This window comes from Microtetraspora malaysiensis (assembly GCF_001528665.1).
Classification (GTDB): Bacteria; Actinomycetota; Actinomycetes; order Streptosporangiales; family Streptosporangiaceae; genus Microtetraspora_A; species Microtetraspora_A malaysiensis.
Window position 1 is genome coordinate 1 of the sequence record NZ_BBYJ01000014.1, and the last position, 23292, is coordinate 23292.

The window sequence follows — 23292 nt, forward strand, 5'->3', positions numbered from 1 at the left end:
CTACTTGAAACCGCGCAGGCGGAGACTGTTGCTGACCACGAACACCGACGAGAACGCCATCGCGGCACCCGCGATCATCGGGTTCAGCAACCCCGCCGCGGCCAACGGCAACGCCGCCACGTTGTACGCGAACGCCCAGAACAGATTCCCCTTGATCGTCCGCAACGTCCGCCGCGACAACCGGATCGCGTCCGCCGCCACCCGCAGATCACCCCGAACCAGCGTCAGGTCCGACGCCTCGATCGCCGCGTCCGTACCCGTCCCCATCGCCAAACCGAGATCGGCCTGCGCCAGCGCCGCCGCGTCGTTGACGCCGTCCCCCACCATCGCGACCGTACGGCCCTGACCCTGCAGGCGCTTGACCACGTCCACCTTGTCGGCGGGCAGCACCTCGGCGATGACCTCATCGATGCCGACCTCGGCCGCGACCGTCCGGGCCACCGCCTCGTTGTCGCCGGTGAGCAGCACCGGAGTCAACCCCAGCGCGCGCAACTGACCGATGGCCTCGGCCGAGGTGGCCTTGACCGTGTCCGCCACGACGAGCACGGCGCGCGCCGCGCCGTCCCAGCCCACCGCCACCGCGGTACGCCCCGCCGCCTGAGCCGCCGCAAACGCCCGCTCCAGCTCGACCGGCAGGTGCTGGGACCACTCGGCCAGCAGCTTCGGCCGTCCGACCAGCACCGCGTGCCCGTCCACGATCCCCTGGACGCCGAGTCCTTCGATGTTGGCGAAGTCCTCGGGCGTGGGCAGCGTGCCGACCCGCTCGGCCGCGCCACGCGCGACGGCCTGGGCGATCGGGTGCTCGGAGGCGTGCTCCAGCGCTCCGGCCAGGCGCAGCACCTCATCCTGGTCCTGGCCGTCGGCGGTGTGCACCTCGACCAGGGTCATCTTGCCCTCGGTGACCGTGCCGGTCTTGTCCAGCACGACCGTGTCGATCTTCCGGGTGGACTCCAGCACCTCCGGGCCCTTGATCAGGATGCCGAGCTGGGCTCCCCGGCCGGTCCCGACCAGCAGCGCGGTCGGGGTCGCCAGGCCGAGCGCGCACGGGCAGGCGATGATCAGCACGGCGACCGCCGCGGTGAACGCCGCCCCCACCCCGTCCCCGGTGCCCAGCCAGAAACCGAGCGTGCCCAACGCCAGCGCGATCACGACCGGGACGAAGATGCCGGAGATCCGGTCGGCCAGCCGCTGGACCTGCGCCTTGCCGGTCTGCGCCTCCTCCACCAGCCGGGCCATCTGGGCCAGCTGGGTGTCGGAGCCGACCCGGGTGGCGCGGACCACCAGGCGGCCGCCGGCGTTGACGGTCGCGCCGGTCACCGCGTCACCCGGCCGTACCTCGACCGGGACGGACTCCCCGGTCAGCATCGAGGCGTCGACCGCGGAGGTGCCCTCCTCGATCACGCCGTCGGTGGCGATCTTCTCGCCGGGGCGGACCACGAACCGGTCCCCCACCGCGAGCTGGTCGCTCGGGATTCGGACCTCAGCCCCGTCGCGCAGCACCGCGACATCCTTGGCGCCCAGCTCCAGCAGTGCCCGCAGTGCGGCGCCCGCGCGGCGCTTGGAACGCGCTTCGAAGTAGCGTCCGGCCAGGATGAACGCCGTCACCCCGGCGGCGGCCTCCAGGTAGATGTTGCCGGAGCCGTCGCTGCGCTGGATCGTGAAGTCGAACGGGTGGGTCATGCCGGGGGTGCCGGCGGTGCCGAAGAACAGCGCCCACAGCGACCAGCCGAGCGCGGCGATCGTGCCGAGCGACACCAGCGTGTCCATGGTCGCGGCGCCGTGGCGCAGGTTGGTCCAGGCCGCCTTGTGGAACGGCCAGCCCGCGTACACCACGACCGGGGCGGCCAGCGTCAGCGACAGCCACTGCCAGTTGGTGAACTGCAGCGGGGGGATCATCGCCATCGCGACCACCGGGACCGCCAGGACCAGCGCGGTGATCAGCCGGGCGCGTAGCGGGCCGAGCTCGTCTTCCGGCTCCTCCGGCCCGCCGCCGTTCTCGTTCTGCTGGCGGGGCGGGGCGGGCAGCTGCGCGGTGTAGCCGGCCTTCTCCACTTCGGCGATCAGGTCGTGCGGGGCGATGCCGTCGGGGAAGGTGACCTTGGCCTTCTCGGTGGCGTAGTTGACCGTCGCGGTCACGCCGTCCAGCTTGTTGAGTCGGCGCTCGATCCGGTTGGCGCAGGACGCGCAGGTCATGCCGCCGATCGAGAGCTCGAGCGAGCCCAGGGGCTGCCCCTCGACGGCGTCAGACTCGCTGACGGTCATCGTCTCTCCTCCCCCTTCTCAGCCGACCTGGCGCCGGCACCGACGCCGAAGACCGCGGCGGGGCCGAGATCGTAGGCTCCGCGCGTCGCGGGAGTGTTCATCATCGATCCACCACTTCGTATCCGGCCTCCTCAACGGCGGCGGCGATCGCGGCCGCGTCGACAGGCCCCTCGCTGTCCACCGTCACCAGGCCGGTGGCGAGGTCCACCTCGACGCCGGTGACGCCGGCGACCTCTCCGACCTCTTCCTTGACCGAGCTGACGCAGTGGCCGCAGGTCATGCCCGTGACGGTGTAGGTGGTGGTGGTCATAACAATCACTCCTGGCATCAGAGATAGGGAAATGTCGGAACTTTGGGGTCACGCCGGGTCGATCGGCGCGAAGTCGCCGCGCTGTTCGCGGAAGGTGTGTGGAGTCAGGAACGGACGAGGCGGGCGATGGCGTCGGAGGCTTCCTTGATCTTCGCCTCGGCTTCCGCGCCACCCTTCGCCGTGGCGTCGGCCACGCAGTGGGCCATGTGCTCGTCCAGGAGGGCGAGGGCGAAGGACTGCAGGGCCCGGCTGGCCGCCGACACCTGAGTGAGGATATCGATGCAGTATTTGTCCTCTTCGACCATCCGCTGCAGACCCCGGACCTGCCCCTCGATCCGGCGCAGCCGCCGGAGGTGCTCCTGCCTGGTATCGCTGTATCCGGCCATCTCTCCCGCCCTCTCGACTCGTGTTCGACGACTATAACACCATACCCCCCTACGGTATTTCCTCGGGGTAGGCGCGCCGCCCGCGCGCATTCCCCGGCCGCGCCATGCCCAGGTCGGCAACCAGGTCGGCCAGGTCGGCGGCCATGGCTCACGCCGCCGCCGGCAGGCCCCTGACCTGGCGGTTACCCAGGGGCCGGCAGTCGCAAAGCGGCCCCCGCGCCACCGGACGCACGCTCGCGGCGCGCAAACGGCACTGAAACGGCGCGAAACGGCGCGGAAACGGCGTGGAACACGGCCCACCCGGACAGACGATCTCGCCGGGCGGCCGATCGCCGCTACACGGAGGCGGAAAAGCTTTACCTAAAACCTGTCCCGCGAAGTCAACATTTCTGTCAAAGGATGGCAACCTGGAGAAATGCACAACGGGAAAGCTCGACTCACCGTCTGCGCAGCCCTCCTTACCTTCGCCGCCGGCATTGCCACGCCCGCGGTCGCGCAGGCCACTCCGACACAGACTCCGGTCATCCAGACCGCGCAGAACGCCCCGTCCGTCTACGGCCGGGCGACATATCTGATCGACGCTACGACCGGCAAGGTCGAGCTCAGCAAGCAGGCCACCGAGCGCATGCCGGTGGCGAGCCTCACCAAGGCGATGACGGCGTACGTCGTCCTCAAGGAAGCCAAGCTGACCGACACGGTCAAGATCACCCCCGCCGACGTCAGCCACGCCGACGACAACGGCGGCACCAGCGCCGACCTCCGCGCCGGTGACCGGGTCGCGGTCAAGGACCTGCTGTACGGCCTCATGCTCCCGTCGGGCGCGGACGCGGCACATGCGCTCGCCCGCACCTACGGCCCCGGCATGGACGGCTTCATCGGCAAGATGAACGCCACCGCCAAGCAGCTCGGCATGAAGGACTCCCTGTACACCACCCCCGACGGCCTGCCGAAGGCCGGCGGCGACGGCTACTCCACCGCGCGGGACCAGGCGCGGCTCGCGGAGGTGGCGCTCCGTGACAAGACCTTCACCGCCGTCACCTCCACCCGGACCCACTACGTCCCGCGTACTTCGGACCACAAGTCCTACACCTGGACGAACACCAACAAGATGCTGGACACCCCGGGCGCGCTCGGCGTGAAGACGGGCTTCACCCGTGCCGCGGGCTTCTGCCTGACCTTCGCCGCCGACCGGGACGGACACCGCCTGATCGGCGTCATCCTCGGCGAGTCCGCCTCCAACCGGCGGTTCGACACGGCCCAGAACCTGATCAGCTGGGCCGTCAAGGCATAACTGAAGGCGCTCAACCGGGCGTAACCGAGAAACGCGCGACAGAGGGTGTCGCCGGGAACCGGGTCGCAGTCACACGACCCCGTTCCCGGTGGCGCCCTCTGTTCGTTTTCAGGGAAGGCGGCGGAGGCCGCGACGCAGGAAGACGGCCCGGTCCAGGTAGTCCCGGGCCAGGACGGTACGGCCGGCGGAGCGGTGCAGCTCACCGAGCATCTGGGTGCTGGCGGCGGCGCCGCTCAGGTCGCCGAGCTGCTGGAAGATCGTCAACGAGCGTTCGAGCTGGGCGAAAGCGGGCCGCAGGTCGCCGCGCGCCGCCTGGAGGCCGCCGAGCCCCTGCATCGCGTAGGCCCCGCAGTGCCGGTCGCCGAGACTCTCGAAGATGTCCAGCGCCCTCCCCTGGAAGCGCATCGCCGTCTCGACGTCCGCGGCCAGGTCGTGCAGGCGTCCGACCTGGATGGAGACGCATCCCTCGCGGTGGGCGTCGCCCATCTCCCTGGCCAGCCGCAGCGCGCCGTCCAGCCATCGCGCCGCCTGCGTGAGGTCGCCGGACTTCAGCCAGACGCGCCCGATCGCCTGCCGGGCGTACGCCTCGCCCTGCCGGTCGTCCAGCCCGAGGAACATCGCGAGGGCCTGCCGGAAGTAGCGGAGCGCGATGACGTGGTCGTCGCGGAACTGGGCGACCGCGCCCAGCCCGCAGACGGAGATCGCCTCGCCTCTCCTGTCACCCACCTGCCGGAACATCGCCCGCGAGCGCCGGAACATCTCCCCCGACTCCCGATAGCGGTCCTGGTAGAGGCACACCTGCGCGAGCCCGCGCAGCATGGCCGCCTCGCCGTGCCGCTCCCCGGCCGCGCGGGCGGCGTCGAGGGCGGCGCGGTGGGTGCGCTGCCACATGTCGAGGTGGCAGCGGAGGTCGAAGAACGGCACGAGGGCCGCGGCGAGCCCCCAGGCGGCACCGGCCAGCCCGCCTTCGGCGGCCAGTTCCACCGCCCGCGCCAGGGCGTCCCGTTCCTGGTCGAACCAGAGGATCGGGTTCTCCAGGACCCCTGTCAGCGTGCCGCCGGCCGGGGTCCAGCGCGCCGCCTCGGTGGGGGTGACGCTGAAGACGGTGGTGGGCAGGCCCGCGGCGGCCCGCTCCGCCGCCACCAGCCAGGCGCCGACGACGCGCGCCAGGACGCCGGGTTCCGGTTCCCGTTCCGCGCGTTCCTTGGCGTCGCAACGGACCAGGTCGTGCAGGAGGTATCGAGGCTGGCCGAGCGTGTCGACGCCGACCTGCCGCAACAGGTTCTCGTTGATGAGGACGTCCGTCACGTCGTCGGCGCGATGGCGGTCGAGGACGGCGTCCACCACCCACGCGGGGAGGGGATGCGCGCCGAGCGTGCCCAGCGCGCGCATGGCCCGTGCGGCCTCGGCGGGCAGCAGGCGGTAGCTCCGGTCGAGGCTTTCCCGTACCTCCAGATCGCCCGCGCGCAGCTCGCCGAGCCGGGTGGACTCGTCCGCCAGGCGCTGTTCGAGCAGGCGCAGCGGCCATCCCGGCCGGGCCGCCAGCCGCGCCCCGGCGACCCTGATGGCCAGCGGCAGGTGTCCGCACGCCTGTGCGATGGCGGCGGCCGACTCCGGTTCGGCCTCGATCCGGCCGGCGCCGGCGATCCTGCCGAGTAGTTCCACCGCCTCGCGCCGCGGCAGCGCGTCCAGCTCCACCAGCGCCGCGCCGGGAATCTCGGTGATCCGCCGCCGGCTCGTCACGAGTACGGCCGAGCCGTCGCCGGGCAGCAGGTGCCCGACCTGCGCGCCGCCGGCGGCGTCATCGAGCAGCACGAGCATGGGACGCTCGGCGAGCAGCGACCGGTAGAGCGCCGCCCGCTCGTGCACGCCGTACGGCAGAGCGGCATCGGCGACCCCGAGCGCGCGCAGCGCCTCGGCGAGCAGATCGGCGGGCTCCACGGGAGCGCCGGACACGCCGCCGAGGCACAGGTAGAGCTGCCCGTGGGGAAACCGGTCCCGTACGGCATGCGCGCAGTGGACGGCGAAGGCCGACTTGCCCACGCCCGGCGGCCCCACGATGACGGCGATCACCGGAGGTCCGCCCGGAAGCCCCGGCGGCGGCCCGACTGGTGGCCCGGCCGGAGGCCCGGGTTCCGGCCGGGCCGGTGTCGAGGCCGGGGCCGGGGACCGAGGTGCCGTCAGCACGTTCAGAAGCGCGGCCACTGCTTCCGTGTGGCCGGTGAAGTCCGGTATGTCCGGAGGGAGCTGGCGCGGGGCGGGAACGACGCGTCCCGGCACGGCGGGCGCCTCCCCCGCCTCAGCCCCCGCGTCAGTCCCCGCATCCCCGGCCGGGGTGCCCGTGTTGTCTCCGGACGGCCGGCGCACGCCGCCCGGCGGGGGCGACGCGTTCACGCGCGGGCCGGGCACGGCGTCAGGCGCGGGCACGTCCACGAGCCGTGCACCTCCGGGAGGTGCGGACACGTTCGCGAGCGGGAGGGGCACGCCCTCCGGCAGGACGGCCGGGTCTCCGGACAGGATGGCGAGGTGGGTGCGGCGGAGTTCGGGCCCCGGTTCGACGCCGAGTTCGGCGACCAGCTGCCGGCGGATGTCTCCGTAGCACCGCAGCGCCTCGGCTCGCCGGCCGCTCCAGTGCAGCGCGAGCATGAGCCGCTGCCAGAGGTCCTCACGGAAGGGATGCTCGGCGAGCAGGCCGCGCAGCTCGGCGACGGCCGTCGGATACTCGCGCGCGGCCAGCCGCACCGCGACCAGATCCTCGGCCGCGTCGAGGCGTGCTCCGGAGATCTCCTCGATGCGGCGGTCCCACAGCGGGCTGCCCGGCAGGTCGGCGAGCGGAGTGCCGCGCCACAGCGCGAGCGCGCGGCGCAGGTGGGAGCCCGCGCCCTCCGGGTCCCGCCTGGCCCGCTCGACCAGCTCCTCGAAGATCAGGAGGTCGACTTCGTGCGGCTCCACCTCGATGGTGTAGCCACCGGGCCGGGCTTGGAGGCCGGTTCCGCTCGGGGCGAGCGCGGCACGGAGCGCACTCGCGTACGTGCGCAGGTTCGCGACGGCCGAGCGCGGGCGGGCCCTGGGCCACAGCACCTCGACGAGGATCTCGGTGCCGACCGTCCGGTTGGCGTCGAGCAACAGTGTGGCGAGCAGCATCCGCGGTTTCGGTCCGCCGATCCGGAGGGTCTGCCCTGCGGATCGGACGTCCAGCGAGCCGAGGACTCTGTACGTGGGCTGATCAACCGTCATGACCGCCTGCTCTTCTTACAGAGGCACTGTCACCATTTATCGCGCTTTGTCATTTCTTTGCCAGCCCTTTGTATGGATTTTTGATGCTCCCTGTGCGGTCAATCCCGACCCTTGGGTCCCATCAGCACCTTTGGACAGGCTCCACAGTCAGTTCGCGGCTTCCGTCAGGAGCATCCGGCGGTCGTCCGCGAGGAAGGATCCGCATGAGACTCACGTCCATCGTCAAGGCGGGGCTGGCGCTGCTGCTCGGCGTCACCGCGGGCGCGTCCACCGGCGTCGCCGGCGCCTCCGCCGCCGGCCTCACCGCCTCCGCCGCCACCGCCTCGGCGGTCATGGCGGAGCCCGCCTTCCAGGTTCCCTTCCCCTGCGGCCAGACCTGGACCGGCAACTCCAACGCGAGCAGCGCCCACCAGTCGTGGGAGATCGACTTCAACCGGGGCAGCACGCCCGACGCCGACCTGGGCGACACCGTGGTCGCCGCGGCGGCCGGCACGGTCGTGATCTCCGCGCACCAGGGATCGACGAACGGCTTCGGCAACCTGATCAAGATCGACCACGGCGGCGGCTGGTCCACGTACTACGCCCACCTGCTCACCCGCTCCGTGAGCGTGGGCGCCACGGTCAGCCAGGGCCAGAAGATCGGCGAGGTCGGCAACACCAGCAAGCCGGGCAACAACATCGCGCCGCACCTGCACTACGAGGTGCGCGCCGGCACCGCCTCCTACCCGGCGAACATCCAGAAGGCCAAGTTCAACGGCGCCACCTTCGGCTACCCGGCCCAGACCGTGACGTCCAAGAACTGCGGTGCGACCAGCAGCAACCCGTACACGGCCGAGCAGGTGTGCGGCAGCGGCTACAAGGTGATCGACTCGGCCGCCCTCGGCTCCGCCGGAACCGTCTACCTCCTCTACAACAGCTCCAACGGCTACAACTGCGTCACCACCCTCAAGCGCACCTCCCTCGGCACCAACACCGCCACCAGCGCCTACCTCGAAGTGCAGGGCAAGAGCCGCATCACCGACTCGGGCAACTTCGGCTACTACGCGGGTCCCGTACGCGCCTCGGCCGCCGGAACCTGCGTCAAATGGGGCGGTTCCGCGGGCGGCGTCAGCTACAACAGCCCCCTCTCACACTGTGGGTGACCGTCGCCCCGGATGAGGCGAACGATCGGAAAGTGGCCGGTGCGGGATCACGTACCATCGACGGCGCGAGACCGGAGCCGCCGAGCCCGGTACCCCATTTCCGAGACCCTGCGGGGGACCATGTTCCGCACGATGATGAAGTCCAAGATCCACCGGGCCACCGTCACCCAGGCCGACCTGCACTACGTGGGATCGGTGACGATCAGCGGCGACCTGATGGTCGCGGCGAACCTGGTTGAGGGCGAGAAGGTCGACATCGTCGACATCGACAACGGCAACCGCCTCTCGACGTACGTCATCGAGGGCCCGGCCGACTCCGGCGTGATCGGGATCAACGGCGCGGCCGCCCGGCTGGTCGGCGTCGGCGACCTCGTGATCATCATCGCGTACGCGCTGGTGGCCGAGGCCGAGGTCGGCGCGCTGCGGCCGAGCGTGGTGTTCGTCGACGAGAACAACCGGGCGGTCGAGACCGGCCACGACCCGGCCGGGGTCCCCGACGGCGTGGGCCTGGTCCGCGGCGATCTCGCCGCCCCGGCCGGCTGACCCCCGCGCCTTCACGCAACAGGGCCCGTTCCCCTCCGGGAACGGGCCCTTCCGCGCTCCGCCGTACGCGCTCCTGCTTGATCGGCGCTCTACCTGATCGGCTTACTTGATCGGCGCTTTACTTGATCGACCCGGCGGTCAGGCCGGACACGACCTTCCGCTCGATCAGCGCGAACAGGATGATGACCGGGACGGTGGCGATCACCGATCCGGCGAAGAGGTTCTGCCAGTCGACCTGGTACTGCCCGATGAAGGAGTTCAGCCGCACGGTCAGCGGCTGCTGTTCGGGCGACGTCGTCAGGGTGAGCGCGACCACGAACTCGTTCCACGCCGCGATGAACGTGAAGATCAGCGCGGTGACGACGCCCGGCGCGGCCAGCGGAAGCGTGATCCGGAACAGCGCGCCGAACCGGCCGGTGCCGTCGATGAACGCCGCCTCCTCCAGCTCGCGCGGGATCGAGGAGAAGTACGCGTTGAGGATCCACACCGCGAAGGCCAGGTTGAAGCCGCCGTTGACCAGGATCAGCGACCAGATCGAGTCGACCAGCCCGAGCTGGGAGAACTCGCGGTAGATCCCGACCAGCATCGCGGTCGGCTGGAACATCTGGGTGACCAGCACCAGGATCAGAAACGCCGTCCGGCCGCGGAACCGGTGCCGGGCGGTGTAGTACGCCGCGGGCAGGGCCACCAGCAGCACCAGGATCGTCGATCCGGCCGCGACCTGCAGGGTGATCAGCAGGTTCCCGGACAGCCCGCCCGACCAGAAGTTGACGAAGTTCTCCCAGGCGAAGTCCGTCGGCAGATACGCCGGCTCGCGCAGTTCGGCCTGCGGCCGCAGCGCGGTCAGGATCATCACCAGGTACGGGAACAGGAAGAGGAACGCGATCAGGTACGCGGCGGCGGCGACGACCACCGTCCTGGTCCGCGGCAGCCGCCGGGCGGGACCGGCGCTCGCGGCGCGCGACGCCGCGGCGACCGGAGGGGTCTCGGTGGCGGTCATCACGACACCTCGTTCTTCCACTTGCTGACCTTGAGGAAGATCGCCACCAGGACGATCACCATGCCGAAGTTCACGACGGACATCGCGGCGGACTCGCCGATGTCGGAGCGCTTGAGGATGAACATGAAGATCGTGGATGTGGCCGTCGAGTAGCCGGGCTGCCCGTGCGTCATCACCCAGATGATCGGGAAGTTGTTGAAGACGTTCATCACGTTGATGAGCGTCGCCACGGTCAGCGCGGGCCGCAGCAGCGGAAGCGTGATCGACCAGTACGTGCGCAGCCGGGACGCGCCATCCGTCTTGGCCGCCTCGTAGACCTCCGCCGGGATCGTCGAGAGCCCCGCGAGCAGCGCGTACGTCGTGAACGGCAGCGAGACGAAGACCGCGACGGCGATCAGCCAGGGCATGGCGGTGGCCGCCTGGCCGAGCTGGTCGGCGTCGGCGCCGCCGAGGGCGTCGAGCAGGCCGAGGTCGTGCCGCACCATGTTGATGAGGCCGACCTCGGGGTCGAGCATCCACTTGAAGATGATCGCCGTCATCAGCACCGACGCCGCCCACGGCGCGATCATCGCCCAGCGGGCGAGGCGGCGACCCGGGAAGCGCTGGTTGAAGAGCTGGGCGAGGGCGAGCGAGAGCAGGATCGTGATGGCGACGACGGCCACCACCCAGATCACGCTGCGCGCCATGACCCCGGGGAAGTCGGGTTCCTCGAACAGCTTGGCGTAGTTGCCCGTGCCGTTCGAGCCCTGGACCACACCGGACCGGTTGATCTTCAGGAACGACGACCGGATCATCTCGATGACGGGCCACACGACCACGACGCCGATGAGCACGATGGCCGGGCCGATCCACGCGAGGGGCGCCAGCGCGCGCGCCGCCCGCGTCAGAGGGGAGGTCTGCTGCATTACTCCTGCTTCCTGCGGAGACGTACGGCCGAAGGCGTACGACCGGACGCGGCGCGGCCCGCGCCGTGGAGACGCGGGCCGCGCCACCGGTCATCCGGCCGCGGCGACCTTCTGGATCGCTCCGAGGACCTTCGCGGGGTCACCCGTGACGGCGCCGCCGATCGTCTGCTTGATCTGCGTGTTCACCTCCGACCACTTCGGGTCGGTGAAGGGGTAGAAGGTGGCGTTGGGCAGGGCGTCGAGGAACGGCTTGAGCTTCTCGTCGCCGGAGAGCTTCTCGATGCCCGACTTCGTCACCGGCAGCAGCTTGTAGGTGTCGCTGATCTTCTGCGCCGCGGACGAGGAGTAGAAGAAGTCGAAGAACTTCTTGATCTCCTCCTGGTGGCCGTTCTTGTTGAAGGCCATGATCCAGTCCTCGACGCCGAGGGTCGTGTCGAGCGGGCCGCTCTTGCCGGGGATCGCGGCGACGCCGTAGTTCGTCAGGCCGCCCTTCTCGAAGATCGGCATCGACATGGGGCCGCCGTTGACCATGCCGACCTTGCCGGCCGCGAAGTCCTCCCAGACCGTCTTGCGGTCCTTGGTGCCGGGGTTCGGCGTGGTGAGGCCGGCCGCGGTCAGCTCCTTGAGGAAGGTGAACGTCTCGACGTTCTGCGGCGAGTCGATCGCCCACTTGCCGGAGTCGTCCTTGTAGCCGCCGCCGTTGCCCATGAACCACAGGAACGACTCGCCCTGGGCCTCTTCCTGGCCCAGCGGCAGGCCGAACGGCTGGGTCACGCCCGCCTTCTTCAGCTTCTCCGCGTCGGCCTTCAGCTCGTCCCAGGTCTTCGGCGGCTCGCTGATGCCGGCCTTGGAGAAGAGTTCCTTGTTGTAGAACAGCGCGCGTGCGGAGGAGACGAACGGGATGCCGTACGCGGTGCCGTCCACCTTGCCGAACTCGGCGAACTTCTCCAGCATGTCGGACTGGGTGTTCGCCGAGAGCACCTCGTCGACCTTGTACAGCAGGCCGTCCTTGACGAAGCCGGAGTAGTCGCCGGTCTGCAGGATGTCGGGCATCTGCCCGTTCTGCACCATGGTGGCGACCTGCGTGTCGATGTCGTTCCAGTTGATGACCTGGACGTCGACCTTGATGCCCGGGTTGGCCGCCTGGAACTCGTCGACGACGCCCTTCCAGAACTTGTCGCCGCTGTTGTCGGCGGTGGGGCCGTCGCCGTAGTCGGCGGCGACCAGCTTCAGCGTCACGGAGCCGCCCGCGGCCTTGTCAGCGCCGCCGTCGCCCCCGGCCGACTCGCCGCCGCAGGCGGACAGGGCCAGCGCCGCGGCCACACCGAGGGTGACCACCCCGGCGAACCTCTTGCTCATCACGAATACCACCTTGCTCTGGGGATGACTGGTCTGTACCGGTTGAGACCCGAACAGCGGATAGGCCGCGAATGAGCGGCTTGGGTGCCAAGGGTAAACATGCGGCAAAGGGCCGGTCTATACCGGCAAATATCGGATTCACAACGAAGGGGCATCGCTGACGCAGAGCCGGTCTATACCGGGCAGCCCATGGCGGGGGCGGTGGCGCTCGGCAGCTCGTTACGGCGCCTCTCGCCCGCACCCACCCCCACATTGCGCGATGTTGCGCATATTAGCCCTTTACCGCTCGAAAATGCGCTGACCGAGACGAAAACAGCGCACGAATGATCACGTGTCACACTTGGCAGCTACGCCCTCGCGCTCCGGCGCGGCCCTCCCGCACACCCGCACGCCCCCAAGCGTCCGCACGCCGCCCCCCAGGGCCTCTCCCGCACTCGGGGCGATTGGGGTAAACGGCGGCAAACCTTTGCTTCCGGCATCGGGGCAGCGGGCAGAGCAGGGGGGATCCCCGAAGAGAGGCCCTGCGGAACCGCGGAGCGGCACGCGGTCTTCGCGCTTTCATCCAGCCGCGGTCCGGCTTGCTTCCGCGCGATGCCGCAGCCGACCAGGGTGCCGTCCGCCGACCTGTGAGATCGTCGATGTCTTCCCCTGGGAGGAAGGCACTACACGGGGGAGACCGCTGATGGTAGGCAAGGTTCGCCTGGCTCTGCTTGTCGTGCTGGGTGTGGGAGTCGTGACGCTGGGTGCTGCCGCACCGGGAAAGACGACGCCGGGACGAGACGGGGCGCCCGCCGGTGCGATGATGTCGGGACGAGACGGCGCGCCCGCCAGTGCAGTGATCAAGAACACCCACGGCCAGACGGTCGGCTCGCTTCAGGTGGAGGACGCCGGGAACGGCAAGTCCAAGATCACAGTTGCGGTGACGAACTTGCCTCCCGGCTTTCACGGCTTTCACGTTCACGCCAAGGGCACCTGTGATCCTCAGTCGAAAGACCCGGCTACGGGCAGCCCCTTCTTCAGCGCCGGCGGACACTACGACCTCGGCTCACACGTCCACGACAACCACAGCGGAGACCTGCCCAACCTCCTCGTCGGCGCGGACGGCACCGGCGCGGCCTCGGTGGTGACCGACCGCTTCCGGGTGGCACAGCTCTTCGACAGCGACGGCAGCGCCATCATGATCCACGCACTGGCCGACAATCACGCGAATATCCCGGACCGCTACCGCAACGAGGAGGGTGCGGCAGGGCCCGATGCTGTAACTCTGAACGCGGGCGACTCCGGCGGGCGCATCGCCTGCGGCGTGATCACCAGAAGCTAGGGCTCAAAGACTCGGACGCGCAGCGAGAGCTTCGACCTGCCGCCGATATGTGGGCCGGACGCGACGGCGCGTCGTTGCTGCACCGCGTCGGACGTCAGCGCGCTGGAGCTCCGCACACGCTTGCCCCCGACGGTGCGCGAACAGGCCGCGACCCGGCGCGGCGATCGGTCACCGGTGATCCGGCCCCTCCCCGGGGCCGGCCCGACAGCCGGCCTGAACTTGCTCATGCCAGGGCTCAGGCCTGGACGACCTCGACGCCGGCGTCGCGGAAGCGTTGGACGGTGTCGGCGGGCGCGTCCTTGTCGGTGACCAGCGTGTGGATGGCCGAGCAGGGGCAGATCCGGGCGAAGGCGCGGACACCCAGCTTGGAGGAGTCCGCCACGACGACCACCCGCGCGGCGCGGGAGGCCATCAGCCGGTTGATTCCGGCTTCGCCCTCGTGGTGGGCGAAGGCGCCGCCCTCGGGGTCGAGGGCGTTCACGCCGAGGATCGCGAAGTCGAGCGACACCTCTCGCAGGACGCCCTCCGCGAACGGCCCGATCAGCTCGTACGACGCGGGCAGCGCGACGCCGCCGATCACCACGATCTTGACGTGTCGGCGGACGACCAGCTCGTTGGCGATGTTCAGCGCGTTCGTCACCACGGTGACGCTCGGCTCGCCGCCCTGCCGGTCGAGGTCGGCCCGGCTCGCGAGGGAGCGGGCGACCTCGGTGGTCGTGGTGCCGCCGTTCAGCCCCACGATCGCTCCGGGCGGGACCAGCGCGGACGCCGCCGCGGCGATGCGGTGCTTCTCGGGGGCGTGCCGCGCCGCCTTGTACTGCAGCGGGAGGTCGTAGGAGATCGCGCCGGCGACGGCCCCGCCCCGGGTCCGGGTCAGCATCTGCTGGCGGCTCAGGTGGTCGAGGTCGCGCCGGATGGTGGCGGCCGAGACGCCGAGTTCGACGGCCACCGCGTCCACCTCGACCTTGCCATCCCTGGCCAGGATCGCGAGCAGCGCGTTCCACCGCTCATGGCTCGACATGGGTCCTCCTCGCCGGTTCCGCCCGTTCTCGCCCGGTGAAGCGTATCCAACCACCGGCTTGCCCGTATTTGATTGCTAATGGCATATTGTGCTCAGAAATACGCATCAGAAGCTCGGGGCCGCGCATGATCCTCACCGTCACCCTCAACGCCGCACTCGACGTGACGTACGAGGTGGACGGGCTGGTGCCGAACGCCAGCCACCGGGTCAGGGCCGTCCACCAGCGTGCGGGGGGCAAGGGCGTCAACGTCGCCCGTGTGCTGGCCTCGCTCGACGCCGAGGTCCTCGCCACCGGGCTGGTCGGGGGCGGAGCCGGAGCGGAGATCACGGACGACCTGTCCCGGGCCGGGATCCCGGCCCGCTTCGGCGCGATCGAGGGCACCTCCCGGCGGACCGTCACGGTCGTGTCCGGCGACGCCACGGTGTTCAACGAGCCGGGGCCCGCTGTCACGGCGGAGGAGTGGCGGCGGTTCCGCGGCCTGTTCCGCGAGCTGTGCCGGGACGCGCGGGTCGTCGTGCTGTCGGGCAGTCTGCCGCCCGGCCTCGCCCCGGACGCCTACGCGGAGCTGACCGAGGATGCCCGGACCGAGGGGGCGCGCGTCCTGCTCGACGCCGACCATGAGGCGCTCCGGCTCGGGCTGGCCGCCCGGCCCGACATCGCCAAGCCGAACGCCGCCGAACTGGCCAGGGCGGCCGGGCCGGGCCCGGTCGAGGAGGCGGCGCGGCGGCTGCTCGCCGCCGGACCCGCCGCCGTGGTCGTCTCCCGGGGACCTGACGGCCTGCTCGGCGTCACCCCTGACGGGAGCTGGGCGGTACGGCCGCCGCGCCGCCTGTCGGGCAACCCCACCGGAGCGGGGGACGCCGTGGCCGCCGCGCTGGCCCGGGCGCTGCACTCCCCCGGGCCGCTCGACTGGCCGGGCGCCCTCGCCGACGCGGCCGCGATGTCGGCCGCCGCCGTCCTCTCCCCGGTCGCCGGGGACATCGACCCGTCCGCCTACCGCGCCTTCCTGCAGGAGATCGCATGCCCCTCGCCACGACCGCCTCGATAGTCGCCGCCGCGCCCGGCGGAGTGTGCGCGTTCAACGTCATCACCCTTGAGCACGCCGAGGCCGTCGTCGCGGCGGCCGAGCGGGTGGGCCTCCCGGTGATCGTGCAGGTCAGCGAGAACGCGGTGCGGTTCCGCCTCGGCCGGCTGCGGCCGCTCGCCGCCGCGGCGGGCGCGCTCGCCGCCGACGCCGCGGTGCCGGTCGCCCTCCACCTCGACCACGTGACCGACGACGCGCTGCTGCGCCAGGCCGCCGAGACCGGGTTCAGCTCGGTGATGTACGACGCGTCCCAGGATCCGTACGAGGAGAACGTGGCCAGGACGAAGGCCGCCGCGGAGTGGGCGCACGAGAACGGCCTCTGGCTGGAGGCCGAGCTGGGCGAGGTCGGCGGGAAGGACGGCGCGCACGCGCCCGGCGTGCGCACCGACCCCGGCGAGGCGGCCGCGTTCGTGTCCGCCACCGGCGTGGACGCGCTCGCGGTCGCGGTCGGCAGCTCGCACGCGATGACGACGCGCGTCGCGCGGCTCGACCACGGCCTGATCGGGGCGCTGCGGACGGCGTTGCCGGTGCCACTGGTGCTGCACGGCTCGTCCGGCGTGCCCGACGACGAACTGCGCCAGGCCGTCACGGCAGGCATGAAGAAGATCAACATCGGCACGGCGCTGAACGTGGCCTTCACCGAGGCGGTCAAAACGTCGTTCGCGGAGAAGCCCTCCGGCGCGGACCCCAGGCCCCGCCTCGCGTCCGCCAGGGACGCCATGATCGAGGCGGCCGCCCACCTGCTCCGCACGGTCGCCGCGCCCCCCGCGTGACGTCGGCCGGCCCAGCCACCGGGTGACGCCCAAACCGAGGAAGAGTGGTCTGGACCAGTGGCGTACGCGTGTCGTCCGGGCCCGGTCGTTCGGTCTGGCCGCGCACCGCTCACCTGGCGGTCCTGCCGGGTCACCTGGTCCTGCCGAGGCCGAGCCGCTCCCTCTCACCGCGCCACCCGCGTTTGACCTGAGCGGACCCGGGCAGCGGGGCTGCGAACAGCGGCCCGCGCGGCCGCCCGCACTGACGTGGGAGGGGCGATGACGAACATCTGGCAACCGGGTGGGCGGCCCCCGCGCGCCGGGGACCTGGACTGGCTGCCCCCGCTGGCCCAGTCTCCGGACGCCGAGGGCGACCCCGAGGACGGCCCGTGGAAGGGCTGGTACGTGCCGGGCGCGGACTCCTCCGACGACGTGGAGGAACCCACACCCGAATAGCCCGGGGTCAGCGGTCGTCCAGGGCCGGCCCAAGCCGCCGCAGCCGCCGTTTCACCCGATCTACCGGCGGGAATCTCCCGACGACACGTCTGTACCGGCTCGTGGGGGCCTGAGCTCGGGAGGTCGAAATGCGGCCGGTGGGCACGGCGGTCGCCTGGTGGGCGGCGCTCATGGCGGTGTGGTCGGCCAGCCTGTCGTCGACGGGAACGGCCGAACCGGTGACCGGAGGGGTCCGATGAGCGTCTGGGCCGTCGCGACGATCGCGCTGGCGGCCGGCGGGCTCGGGCCGGCCCTCTACGTGTCCGCGCGCGGGGACGGGCTCGACCGGCTGATCGGCCTGGAGCTGGGCGGCGTGGTGGCCACGTTGGTGCTGATGCTGCTCTCGCACGGCCCCGCGCGGTCGTCGTACCTGATCGCGCCGCTGGTGCTGGCCGTGCTGTCGTTCGCGGGCACGCTCGTGTTCACCCGGGTGCTGGCGGACCGGCCGTGAGCCCCGTCGCGGAGGTTCTGGTCGGCCTGGGGGTGCTGGTCGCTCTCGCCTCGTCCGTGGGCGCTCTGCTGACCCGCGACGTGCTGACCCGGCTGCACTTCGTCACGCCTGTCACCTCGCTCGCCGCGCCGCTGGTCGGCGCGGGCCTCGCGGTGGACGCGGGCTGGAGCGCCACGGCGGCGATGGACCTGCTCATCGTGCTGGTGCTCGCCGCCGCCGGGCCGATGCTCGCCGCGGCCACCGCGCACGCGCGGGCGCGGCGGCAGGGCCTGGCGACCGAGAAGGCCCCCGAGTGAGCGAGCCACCGGTCGCGGTGTGATGAACGGCTTCGCCCGCACCGGGCCCTCCCGGCCGCCGGGCAGCCCTCGCGCGCGTCATGAGCCCGGGACCACCGACGCCAGGACCAGGGCGGGCGGACCTTCGGCGGCGAGCCGTCCCTCATCGAGCAACAGGCAGTGGTCGGCCCGGGTGGCGGCGTCGAGGTCGTGGGTGGCCTGCACCACGGTGACGCCGGCCGCCACGGCCTCCTCCAGCGCGGCGGCGATGCGCCGCCGCGCGTCGAGGTCGAGTCCGGTGGCCGGCTCGTCGAGCAGGAGCAGGTCGGGCTCCTGTGCCAGGCCGCGCGCGACCAGCACGCGCTGCCGCTGGCCTCCCGACAGGGTGTCCAGCCGCCGCGCGGCCAGGTCGAGGACGCCGAGGCGCGCCATGCAGTCGTCCACGACGGCCCGGTCCCGCTCCGACAGGCGCCGCCACGGCCCGCAGTGCGCCCACCGCCCCATCCCAACGGTCTCCCGGACCGTGATCGGCAGGCTGTCGGGGACCGCGCCGCGCTGCGGGACGAAGCCCGGGCGGCGCGCGCTCGTCCGCTCGACCGAGCCGTACGCCGGGCGAAGGACGCCGGCGAGTACGCCCAGCAGGGTGGACTTCCCCGAGCCGTTCGGCCCGACGAGCGCGGTCACGCGCGAGCGCGGGAAACGGGCGGTCAGCTCGTGCAGGACCGTCCTGCGGCCGTAGCGGGCGGTGAGGCCGCGGACTGCGACCGCCGACTCCTCCTCATCATCCATGGTGACACCTCCATTTGGAAATGGTTTCCGTTTTCATTATATGGTGTTGACCATGCACTGGTTGTTCAGCCCATTCGAGGTGTCCTTCGTACGGCAGGCTCTGTGGGGTGGGATCCTCGTCTCCCTGATCTGCGCCCTGGCCGGGACCTGGGTCGTCCTGCGCGGCTTGGCCTTCCTGGGCGACGCCATGTCGCACGGGATGCTGCCCGGCGTGGCCCTCTCCTCGGCGCTCGGCGGCGACGTCCTGCTCGGCGCCGCGCTGAGCGCGGGGGCGATGGCGGCCGGCGTGACGACGCTCGGCGCGTCGTCCAGCCCGTCCGGCGCCTCCGGCTCATCCGGCTCGTCCCGGTTGTCCAGGTTGTCGCACGACACCGGCGTCGGCATCCTCTTCGTCGGGATGCTCGCGCTCGGCGTGATCGTCGTCTCGCACTCCCGGTCGTTCGCGGTGGACCTGACCGGGTTCCTCTTCGGTGACGTCCTCGCGGTCCGCGAGCGCGACCTGCTGTGGCTCGCCGCCGCACTGCTCGTCGCCGCCGCGGTCGCGGCGCTCGGCCACCGTGCCTTCGTCGCCCTCGCCTTCGACCCGCGCGTCGCGCACACCCTCGGGTTGCGGCCCAGGACGGCGCACGCCGTGCTGCTCGGGCTCGTCACCCTCGCCGTCGTCGCGTCCTTCCACGTCGTCGGCACCCTGCTCGTCTTCGCCCTGCTCGTCGCGCCGCCCGCCGCCGCCGCGCTGTGGGCCCGGCGCATCCCGACGATCATGGCGATGGCGGCCCTGATCGGCGTCGGCGCGACCGCCGCCGGGCTGCTCCTGTCGTGGCATCTTGGCACCGCCGCCGGCGCAACGATCGCCGCCGTCGCCGTCTGCGCTTTCTTCGTGTCGGCGGGCGCGACGATCGCAGTGCGGCCCGCCGGGCTCCTCGGGCGCCGCCGTACCGGCGCCGTGCTGGAAGTGGAGCGGCCGTCGTGACCGGGAACCCGACGGCACGAGCGGCACTCGCCGTCCTCTCCGCCGCGCTGCTGGCCGGGTGCGCCCGGGCCGGAGCGGGCGAGACCGGACACGAGGTCGTCGCCCGGAAGCCGGCCGCGCTCCCTCACGGGTACATCGAGGGTGCGGAGGAGTTGGCGGAGCCGCACCCCCGGCTGGTGATCTCCGACGGCGGCACCGGAACGGCGCACCTCCTCGACCTGGTCAGCGGTGAGCTGACTGCCGTGGGCGCCGCCGGAGACGCCGGGGCCATCGGGGGTGTGGGCGGTGACGGCCGGTTCGCGTACCTGAGCGCGCTGAACGGCACGACGGCCCGCGTCATCGACGGCGGCACGTGGACGGTGGACCACGGCGACCACTCCCACTACTACCGGGCCGAGGCGCGCGACGTCGGGGCGCTGACGGGAGGGCGTCCGCAGCGCGTCCTCGGCGACGCGGGCGTCACCGTCGTGTCCTTCTCCGACGGCACCGCGAAGGTCCTCGACCGCGCCGCGCTGGAGAAGGGCGACCTCGTCGAGACCGCCCTCATCGGCACCGGAGGGCACGGATCCGTCGTGCCGTACGGCGAGCACCTGCTGGTGGCGGGCGCGGGCGGCATGGAGGTGCGCGCCCAGGACGGCGGCCTCGTGAGCCGGGTCGGCGCGTCCTGCCCGGAACCGCGCGGCGCGACCGTGACCCGCCGCGGCGCGGTGTTCGGATGCGCCGACGGCGCGCTGCTCGTCACTGTGAAGAGCGGCGAGTTCACCGGCGAGAAGATCCGCTATCCGGGGAAGCCGCCGAAGGGCGACCGCGCCCTGGAGTTCCATCACCGTCCGGGCAGCGCGACGCTCGCCGCGCGGGCCGGCAGCACGGGGATCTGGGTGCTCGACGTCGCCGTCAGGAAGTGGCGCCTCCTGAGAACCGGACCCGCGCTGGCCGTGGCGGCCACCGGCGATGGCTCTCCGGTCCTGTCGCTGACCGCCGACGGCGTGCTCCACGCGTACGACGCCGCGTCAGGCGACGAGACCGCGACGGCCGAACTCCTCGCCGCGCCCCTGCCCGCGGGCGGCGCGGCACCGGCCATCGAGACGGACCGCTCCCGCGCCTACGTCAGCGACCCGGCCGGGAAGGCGGTCCATGAGATCGACTACAACGACGACCTACGGCGGGCTCGCACGTTCGAGCTCGGGTTCCCGCCCGCCGCGATGGTGGAGACGGGGCGGTGACGGCGATGACGGTTCAACTCCAAGGCGGGCCGCGGCGCACCATCTCCACCGGCCGGACGCTCGTCCGCACCGTGGCTCTCCGCCCGGCGGTCCTCGTCACGGCGATCGTCCTCGGGGCGTCGGCCGCCCTCGCCGGGTGCGCCGGCGCCGACGGGCGGCGCCCGGCCGTGGTCGTCACCACGAACATCCTCGGAGACGTCACCCGCCGCGTCGTCGGCGACGAGGCCGACGTGACCGTGCTGATGAAGCCGGACGCCGACCCGCACTCGTTCGCGATCTCCGCCCAGGAGGCGGCCGCGATCGAGCGGGCCGCCCTGGTCGTCTACAACGGCCTCGGCCTGGAGGAGGGCATCCTGCGCAATGTGGAGGCGGCGAAGGACACGGGGGTCGCGACCCTCTCCGTCGGCGAGGGGGTGAACCCGATCCGCTACGCCGTCGATCACGGCGACGGCCCTTACGGCGCGGCTCCTGCCGGGAATGATCTGGCCGGGCGGCCCGACCCCCACTTCTGGACGGATCCACGCCGGATGGTCAGGGGCGTCGACCTGATCGCCGATCGGGTCATCGAGAAGGTAGACGGCGTCGACGCGACGGCGGTCCGGGCGAACGCGGCGCGCTACCGCACCGAGATCGAGGCGCTGGACGCGTGGATGGAGACGCGGTTCGCCGCCATCCCGCCCGCCCGGCGCAACCTGGTGACCAACCACCACGTCTTCGGCTACCTCGCCAAGCGGTACGGCTTCACCGTCGTCGGGGCGGTGATCCCCAGCGGGACGACGCTCGCGTCGCCCAGCGCGTCCGACCTGAAGTCGCTCGCCGACGCCGTACGCGCCGCCGGGGTGCCGACGATCTTCGCGGACTCCTCGCAGCCGGACCGGCTGGCCCAGGTCATGGGCGCGGAGGCCGGGCTGAAGGTCAGGGTCGTCTCCCTTTTCACTGAGTCCCTGAGCACGGCGCGGAAGGGTGCCTCCACCTACGTGGAGATGATGCGCTCCAACACCGAGGCCGTGGTCGGCGGCCTGAGCGAGGGATGACGCGGCCGCCCGGTTCCTCGCGCACCCCACTCCCGCTTTTCGGGCGCGCCCCCTCCCTTGGGCCCGCTCCGCCCATCCCCCGCGCCATGTCCAGGCGCGGCTCCCAGTCCGGAATCACCGAACAGTCCGGACGCACAGAAAGAAAGGTGCATCACAGATGAATGCCTGGCCGCGTACCCGAGTCGCGGCGCTCCCCGCACTGCTCGTCACGGGACTCGCCCTTGGTGCCTGCGCGACCCAGCCGGACGCGCCGAAGCCCGCCGGAGCGGCGTCCGCGCCCCCGCGGATGGTTGAGGGCCCCGTGACGGATCCCCTCGTCGCCACCTACGACGGCGGGCTGTACGTCATCGACGGGAAGACCCTCCAGGTCGCCGCCGACATCCCGCTCCCAGGCTTCAACCGGGTCAATCCGGCCGGGGACGACCGCCACGTGCTGGTGTCCACCTCGACCGGATTCCGGGTGCTCGACGCCGTCTCCACGGAGCTGAAGAACGACGAGTTCGCCGCGCCGAAGCCCGGTCACGTCGTACGGCACGCCGGCAAGACGGTGCTGTTCTCCGACGGGACCGGCGTGGTCACCGTGTTCGACCCGAAGGATCTCGCCTCCGGCGGCCTGCCGAAGGGTGCGACCTACACGTCGGCCGCGCCGCACCATGGTGTGGCGATCGAGCTGGTGGGCGGCGAGCTCGTGACGACGCTCGGCACCGAGGAGAAGCGGGTCGGCGTGCTGGTCCTGGACCGGGAGCGCAAGGAGATCGCCCGCAACGAGAAGTGCCCCGGCGTCCACGGCGAGGCGGCCGCGAAGGACGAGGCCGTCGTGATCGGCTGCGAGGACGGCGCCCTGCTGTACAAGGACGCGGCCGTTCGCAAGATCAGCAGCCCCGATCCGTACGGACGGATCGGCAATCAGGCCGGCTCCGAGGCGTCGGCGATCGTGCTCGGCGACTACAAGACGGACCCCGAGGCCGAGCTCGAACGCCCCGAGCGGGTCTCGCTGATCGACACGGAGTCCGGCTCGCTGCGGCTGGCGGATCTCGGCACGAGCTACACGTTCCGCTCCCTCGGCCGCGGCCCGCATGGCGAGGGCCTTGTGCTCGGCACCGACGGCCGGCTCCACGTGATCGACCCCGAGAAGGGCACCGTCGTGGACCACGTCGAGATCATGGCCGAGTGGCGGGAGCCGCTTGAGTGGCAGCAGCCCCGCCCGGCGCTGTTCGTGCGCGGCGGCACGGCGTACGTGACCGACCCGGCGAAGCGGGAGCTGCACGCGATCGACATCGAGTCTCGGAAGAAGCTGGGGACCGTGGCGCTGCCCGCGTCGCCCAACGAGCTCAGCGGGGTCGTCGGCTGATCCGGCGCCCGGAACAACGGCGATGACACCGGCCGTGGGCGGCGCGGCCCACGGCCGGTCGTCTCATCGCCGCCGGAGAGGACGCCCGCG

Annotated in this window: 22 protein-coding genes; 13 read left to right on the forward strand and 9 right to left on the reverse strand. The window is 71.7% G+C overall.

Annotated elements, in window-relative coordinates; all coding sequences use genetic code 11:
* From AWQ71_RS18475 to AWQ71_RS18485, 3 genes are all read right to left on the reverse strand, one after another.
* Positions 1 to 2262, reverse strand: a complete 2262-nt coding sequence (locus AWQ71_RS18475; RefSeq protein WP_067134844.1) for a heavy metal translocating P-type ATPase — start codon at positions 2260 to 2262, stop codon at positions 1 to 3.
* 100 nt (positions 2263 to 2362) lie between these two features.
* The gene (locus AWQ71_RS18480; protein ID WP_067134845.1) at positions 2363 to 2572 is read right to left on the reverse strand and encodes a heavy-metal-associated domain-containing protein; all 210 of its coding nucleotides are present in this window, start codon (positions 2570 to 2572) and stop codon (positions 2363 to 2365) included.
* 104 nt (positions 2573 to 2676) lie between these two features.
* Positions 2677 to 2958 (reverse strand): metal-sensitive transcriptional regulator, encoded by a 282-nt coding sequence (locus AWQ71_RS18485; protein ID WP_066951910.1) that lies wholly within the window; start codon positions 2956 to 2958, stop codon positions 2677 to 2679.
* A 415-nt stretch (positions 2959 to 3373) separates the two neighbouring features.
* Here AWQ71_RS18485 and AWQ71_RS18490 point away from each other — a divergent pair, with 415 nt between their 5' ends.
* Entirely contained in the window at positions 3374 to 4249 is an 876-nt protein-coding gene (locus AWQ71_RS18490) for a D-alanyl-D-alanine carboxypeptidase family protein (protein WP_067134846.1), read from the forward strand.
* A 108-nt stretch (positions 4250 to 4357) separates the two neighbouring features.
* On the opposite strand, the gene AWQ71_RS18495 is transcribed toward AWQ71_RS18490, so the two are convergent.
* The gene (locus AWQ71_RS18495; RefSeq protein ID WP_067134848.1) at positions 4358 to 7486 is read right to left on the reverse strand and encodes an AfsR/SARP family transcriptional regulator; all 3129 of its coding nucleotides are present in this window, start codon (positions 7484 to 7486) and stop codon (positions 4358 to 4360) included.
* Positions 7487 to 7689: 203 nt separating this feature from the next.
* Between AWQ71_RS18495 and AWQ71_RS18500 the strand changes: the two genes are divergently transcribed.
* The gene (locus AWQ71_RS18500) at positions 7690 to 8628 is read left to right on the forward strand and encodes a M23 family metallopeptidase (protein ID WP_067134850.1); all 939 of its coding nucleotides are present in this window, start codon (positions 7690 to 7692) and stop codon (positions 8626 to 8628) included.
* Between the two features lie 120 nt (positions 8629 to 8748).
* Positions 8749 to 9171, forward strand: a complete 423-nt coding sequence (panD, locus tag AWQ71_RS18505) for an aspartate 1-decarboxylase (protein ID WP_067134852.1) — start codon at positions 8749 to 8751, stop codon at positions 9169 to 9171.
* A gap of 118 nt (positions 9172 to 9289) precedes the next feature.
* On the opposite strand, the gene AWQ71_RS18510 is transcribed toward panD, so the two are convergent.
* The 3 genes from AWQ71_RS18510 to AWQ71_RS18520 all read right to left on the reverse strand — a co-directional run bounded on the left by AWQ71_RS18510 (position 9290) and on the right by AWQ71_RS18520 (position 12435).
* Complete coding sequence (locus AWQ71_RS18510) at positions 9290 to 10171, reverse strand: carbohydrate ABC transporter permease (protein ID WP_084259029.1); 882 nt, start codon at positions 10169 to 10171, stop codon at positions 9290 to 9292.
* Positions 10171 to 11076 carry a carbohydrate ABC transporter permease gene (locus AWQ71_RS18515; RefSeq protein ID WP_067134855.1) on the reverse strand — a complete coding sequence of 302 codons (906 nt, stop codon included), beginning with the start codon at positions 11074 to 11076 and terminating at the stop codon, positions 10171 to 10173. Before AWQ71_RS18515 ends, AWQ71_RS18510 begins: the two co-directional genes overlap by 1 nt.
* Before the next feature lie 90 nt (positions 11077 to 11166).
* Positions 11167 to 12435, reverse strand: coding sequence for an extracellular solute-binding protein (locus AWQ71_RS18520; protein ID WP_067134857.1), 1269 nt, complete (start codon positions 12433 to 12435; stop codon positions 11167 to 11169).
* Between the two features lie 682 nt (positions 12436 to 13117).
* On the opposite strand from AWQ71_RS18520, the gene AWQ71_RS18525 reads away from it, so the two are divergent.
* Positions 13118 to 13756, forward strand: a complete 639-nt coding sequence (locus AWQ71_RS18525; protein WP_084259030.1) for a superoxide dismutase family protein — start codon at positions 13118 to 13120, stop codon at positions 13754 to 13756.
* A gap of 235 nt (positions 13757 to 13991) precedes the next feature.
* Here AWQ71_RS18525 and AWQ71_RS18530 read toward each other — a convergent pair whose 3' ends face one another.
* A complete protein-coding gene (locus AWQ71_RS18530) occupies positions 13992 to 14777 on the reverse strand; it encodes a DeoR/GlpR family DNA-binding transcription regulator (protein ID WP_067134861.1) in 786 nt (261 codons plus the stop codon).
* Positions 14778 to 14902: 125 nt separating this feature from the next.
* Between AWQ71_RS18530 and AWQ71_RS18535 the strand changes: the two genes are divergently transcribed.
* From AWQ71_RS18535 to AWQ71_RS18550, 5 genes are all read left to right on the forward strand, one after another.
* Positions 14903 to 15826: a 1-phosphofructokinase family hexose kinase gene (locus AWQ71_RS18535; protein WP_067134862.1), complete on the forward strand. Its 924-nt coding sequence runs from the start codon at positions 14903 to 14905 to the stop codon at positions 15824 to 15826.
* The gene (locus AWQ71_RS18540; RefSeq protein WP_067134864.1) at positions 15799 to 16635 is read left to right on the forward strand and encodes a class II fructose-bisphosphate aldolase; all 837 of its coding nucleotides are present in this window, start codon (positions 15799 to 15801) and stop codon (positions 16633 to 16635) included. Before AWQ71_RS18535 ends, AWQ71_RS18540 begins: the two co-directional genes overlap by 28 nt.
* Before the next feature lie 258 nt (positions 16636 to 16893).
* Positions 16894 to 17070: a hypothetical protein gene (locus AWQ71_RS41725; RefSeq protein ID WP_157570430.1), complete on the forward strand. Its 177-nt coding sequence runs from the start codon at positions 16894 to 16896 to the stop codon at positions 17068 to 17070.
* 235 nt (positions 17071 to 17305) lie between these two features.
* Positions 17306 to 17560 carry an MrpF/PhaF family protein gene (locus AWQ71_RS18545; RefSeq protein WP_067134866.1) on the forward strand — a complete coding sequence of 85 codons (255 nt, stop codon included), beginning with the start codon at positions 17306 to 17308 and terminating at the stop codon, positions 17558 to 17560.
* A complete protein-coding gene (locus tag AWQ71_RS18550; protein WP_067134868.1) occupies positions 17557 to 17856 on the forward strand; it encodes a monovalent cation/H(+) antiporter subunit G in 300 nt (99 codons plus the stop codon). The genes AWQ71_RS18545 and AWQ71_RS18550 overlap by 4 nt, the downstream gene beginning before the upstream one ends.
* A gap of 78 nt (positions 17857 to 17934) precedes the next feature.
* Here AWQ71_RS18550 and aztA read toward each other — a convergent pair whose 3' ends face one another.
* On the reverse strand, positions 17935 to 18624 hold the full coding sequence (gene aztA, locus AWQ71_RS18555) for a zinc ABC transporter ATP-binding protein AztA (protein ID WP_067134870.1): 690 nt from the start codon (positions 18622 to 18624) through the stop codon (positions 17935 to 17937).
* A gap of 52 nt (positions 18625 to 18676) precedes the next feature.
* Here aztA and aztB point away from each other — a divergent pair, with 52 nt between their 5' ends.
* The 4 genes from aztB to aztD all read left to right on the forward strand — a co-directional run bounded on the left by aztB (position 18677) and on the right by aztD (position 23202).
* Positions 18677 to 19594 (forward strand): zinc ABC transporter permease AztB, encoded by a 918-nt coding sequence (aztB, locus tag AWQ71_RS18560; RefSeq protein WP_067135202.1) that lies wholly within the window; start codon positions 18677 to 18679, stop codon positions 19592 to 19594.
* Positions 19591 to 20817: a hypothetical protein gene (locus AWQ71_RS18565; protein WP_067134872.1), complete on the forward strand. Its 1227-nt coding sequence runs from the start codon at positions 19591 to 19593 to the stop codon at positions 20815 to 20817. The genes aztB and AWQ71_RS18565 overlap by 4 nt, the downstream gene beginning before the upstream one ends.
* Before the next feature lie 5 nt (positions 20818 to 20822).
* Positions 20823 to 21851: a zinc ABC transporter substrate-binding protein AztC gene (aztC, locus tag AWQ71_RS18570; protein WP_084259059.1), complete on the forward strand. Its 1029-nt coding sequence runs from the start codon at positions 20823 to 20825 to the stop codon at positions 21849 to 21851.
* 157 nt (positions 21852 to 22008) lie between these two features.
* The gene (aztD, locus tag AWQ71_RS18575; protein WP_067134874.1) at positions 22009 to 23202 is read left to right on the forward strand and encodes a zinc metallochaperone AztD; all 1194 of its coding nucleotides are present in this window, start codon (positions 22009 to 22011) and stop codon (positions 23200 to 23202) included.
* Positions 23203 to 23292 lie beyond the last annotated feature (90 nt).

Bases quoted from the DNA above. Each gene is read 5' to 3' on its own strand.
- AWQ71_RS18515 (WP_067134855.1), bottom strand. From the start codon at position 11,076: ATGCAGCAGACCTCCCCTCTGACGCGGGCGGCGCGCGCGCTGGCGCCC.
- AWQ71_RS18500 (WP_067134850.1), top strand. From the start codon at position 7,690: ATGAGACTCACGTCCATCGTCAAGGCGGGGCTGGCGCTGCTGCTCGGC.
- AWQ71_RS18545 (WP_067134866.1), top strand. From the start codon at position 17,306: ATGAGCGTCTGGGCCGTCGCGACGATCGCGCTGGCGGCCGGCGGGCTC.
- AWQ71_RS18535 (WP_067134862.1), top strand. From the start codon at position 14,903: ATGATCCTCACCGTCACCCTCAACGCCGCACTCGACGTGACGTACGAG.
- AWQ71_RS18485 (WP_066951910.1), bottom strand. From the start codon at position 2,958: ATGGCCGGATACAGCGATACCAGGCAGGAGCACCTCCGGCGGCTGCGC.
- AWQ71_RS18490 (WP_067134846.1), top strand. From the start codon at position 3,374: ATGCACAACGGGAAAGCTCGACTCACCGTCTGCGCAGCCCTCCTTACC.
- AWQ71_RS18540 (WP_067134864.1), top strand. From the start codon at position 15,799: ATGCCCCTCGCCACGACCGCCTCGATAGTCGCCGCCGCGCCCGGCGGA.
- AWQ71_RS18525 (WP_084259030.1), top strand. From the start codon at position 13,118: ATGGTAGGCAAGGTTCGCCTGGCTCTGCTTGTCGTGCTGGGTGTGGGA.
- AWQ71_RS18510 (WP_084259029.1), bottom strand. From the start codon at position 10,171: ATGACCGCCACCGAGACCCCTCCGGTCGCCGCGGCGTCGCGCGCCGCG.
- AWQ71_RS18480 (WP_067134845.1), bottom strand. From the start codon at position 2,572: ATGACCACCACCACCTACACCGTCACGGGCATGACCTGCGGCCACTGC.
- AWQ71_RS18495 (WP_067134848.1), bottom strand. From the start codon at position 7,486: ATGACGGTTGATCAGCCCACGTACAGAGTCCTCGGCTCGCTGGACGTC.
- panD (WP_067134852.1), top strand. From the start codon at position 8,749: ATGTTCCGCACGATGATGAAGTCCAAGATCCACCGGGCCACCGTCACC.
- AWQ71_RS18520 (WP_067134857.1), bottom strand. From the start codon at position 12,435: ATGAGCAAGAGGTTCGCCGGGGTGGTCACCCTCGGTGTGGCCGCGGCG.
- AWQ71_RS18475 (WP_067134844.1), bottom strand. From the start codon at position 2,262: ATGACCGTCAGCGAGTCTGACGCCGTCGAGGGGCAGCCCCTGGGCTCG.
- aztC (WP_084259059.1), top strand. From the start codon at position 20,823: ATGACGGTTCAACTCCAAGGCGGGCCGCGGCGCACCATCTCCACCGGC.
- aztB (WP_067135202.1), top strand. From the start codon at position 18,677: ATGCACTGGTTGTTCAGCCCATTCGAGGTGTCCTTCGTACGGCAGGCT.
- aztD (WP_067134874.1), top strand. From the start codon at position 22,009: ATGAATGCCTGGCCGCGTACCCGAGTCGCGGCGCTCCCCGCACTGCTC.
- AWQ71_RS41725 (WP_157570430.1), top strand. From the start codon at position 16,894: ATGACGAACATCTGGCAACCGGGTGGGCGGCCCCCGCGCGCCGGGGAC.
- aztA (WP_067134870.1), bottom strand. From the start codon at position 18,624: ATGGATGATGAGGAGGAGTCGGCGGTCGCAGTCCGCGGCCTCACCGCC.
- AWQ71_RS18530 (WP_067134861.1), bottom strand. From the start codon at position 14,777: ATGTCGAGCCATGAGCGGTGGAACGCGCTGCTCGCGATCCTGGCCAGG.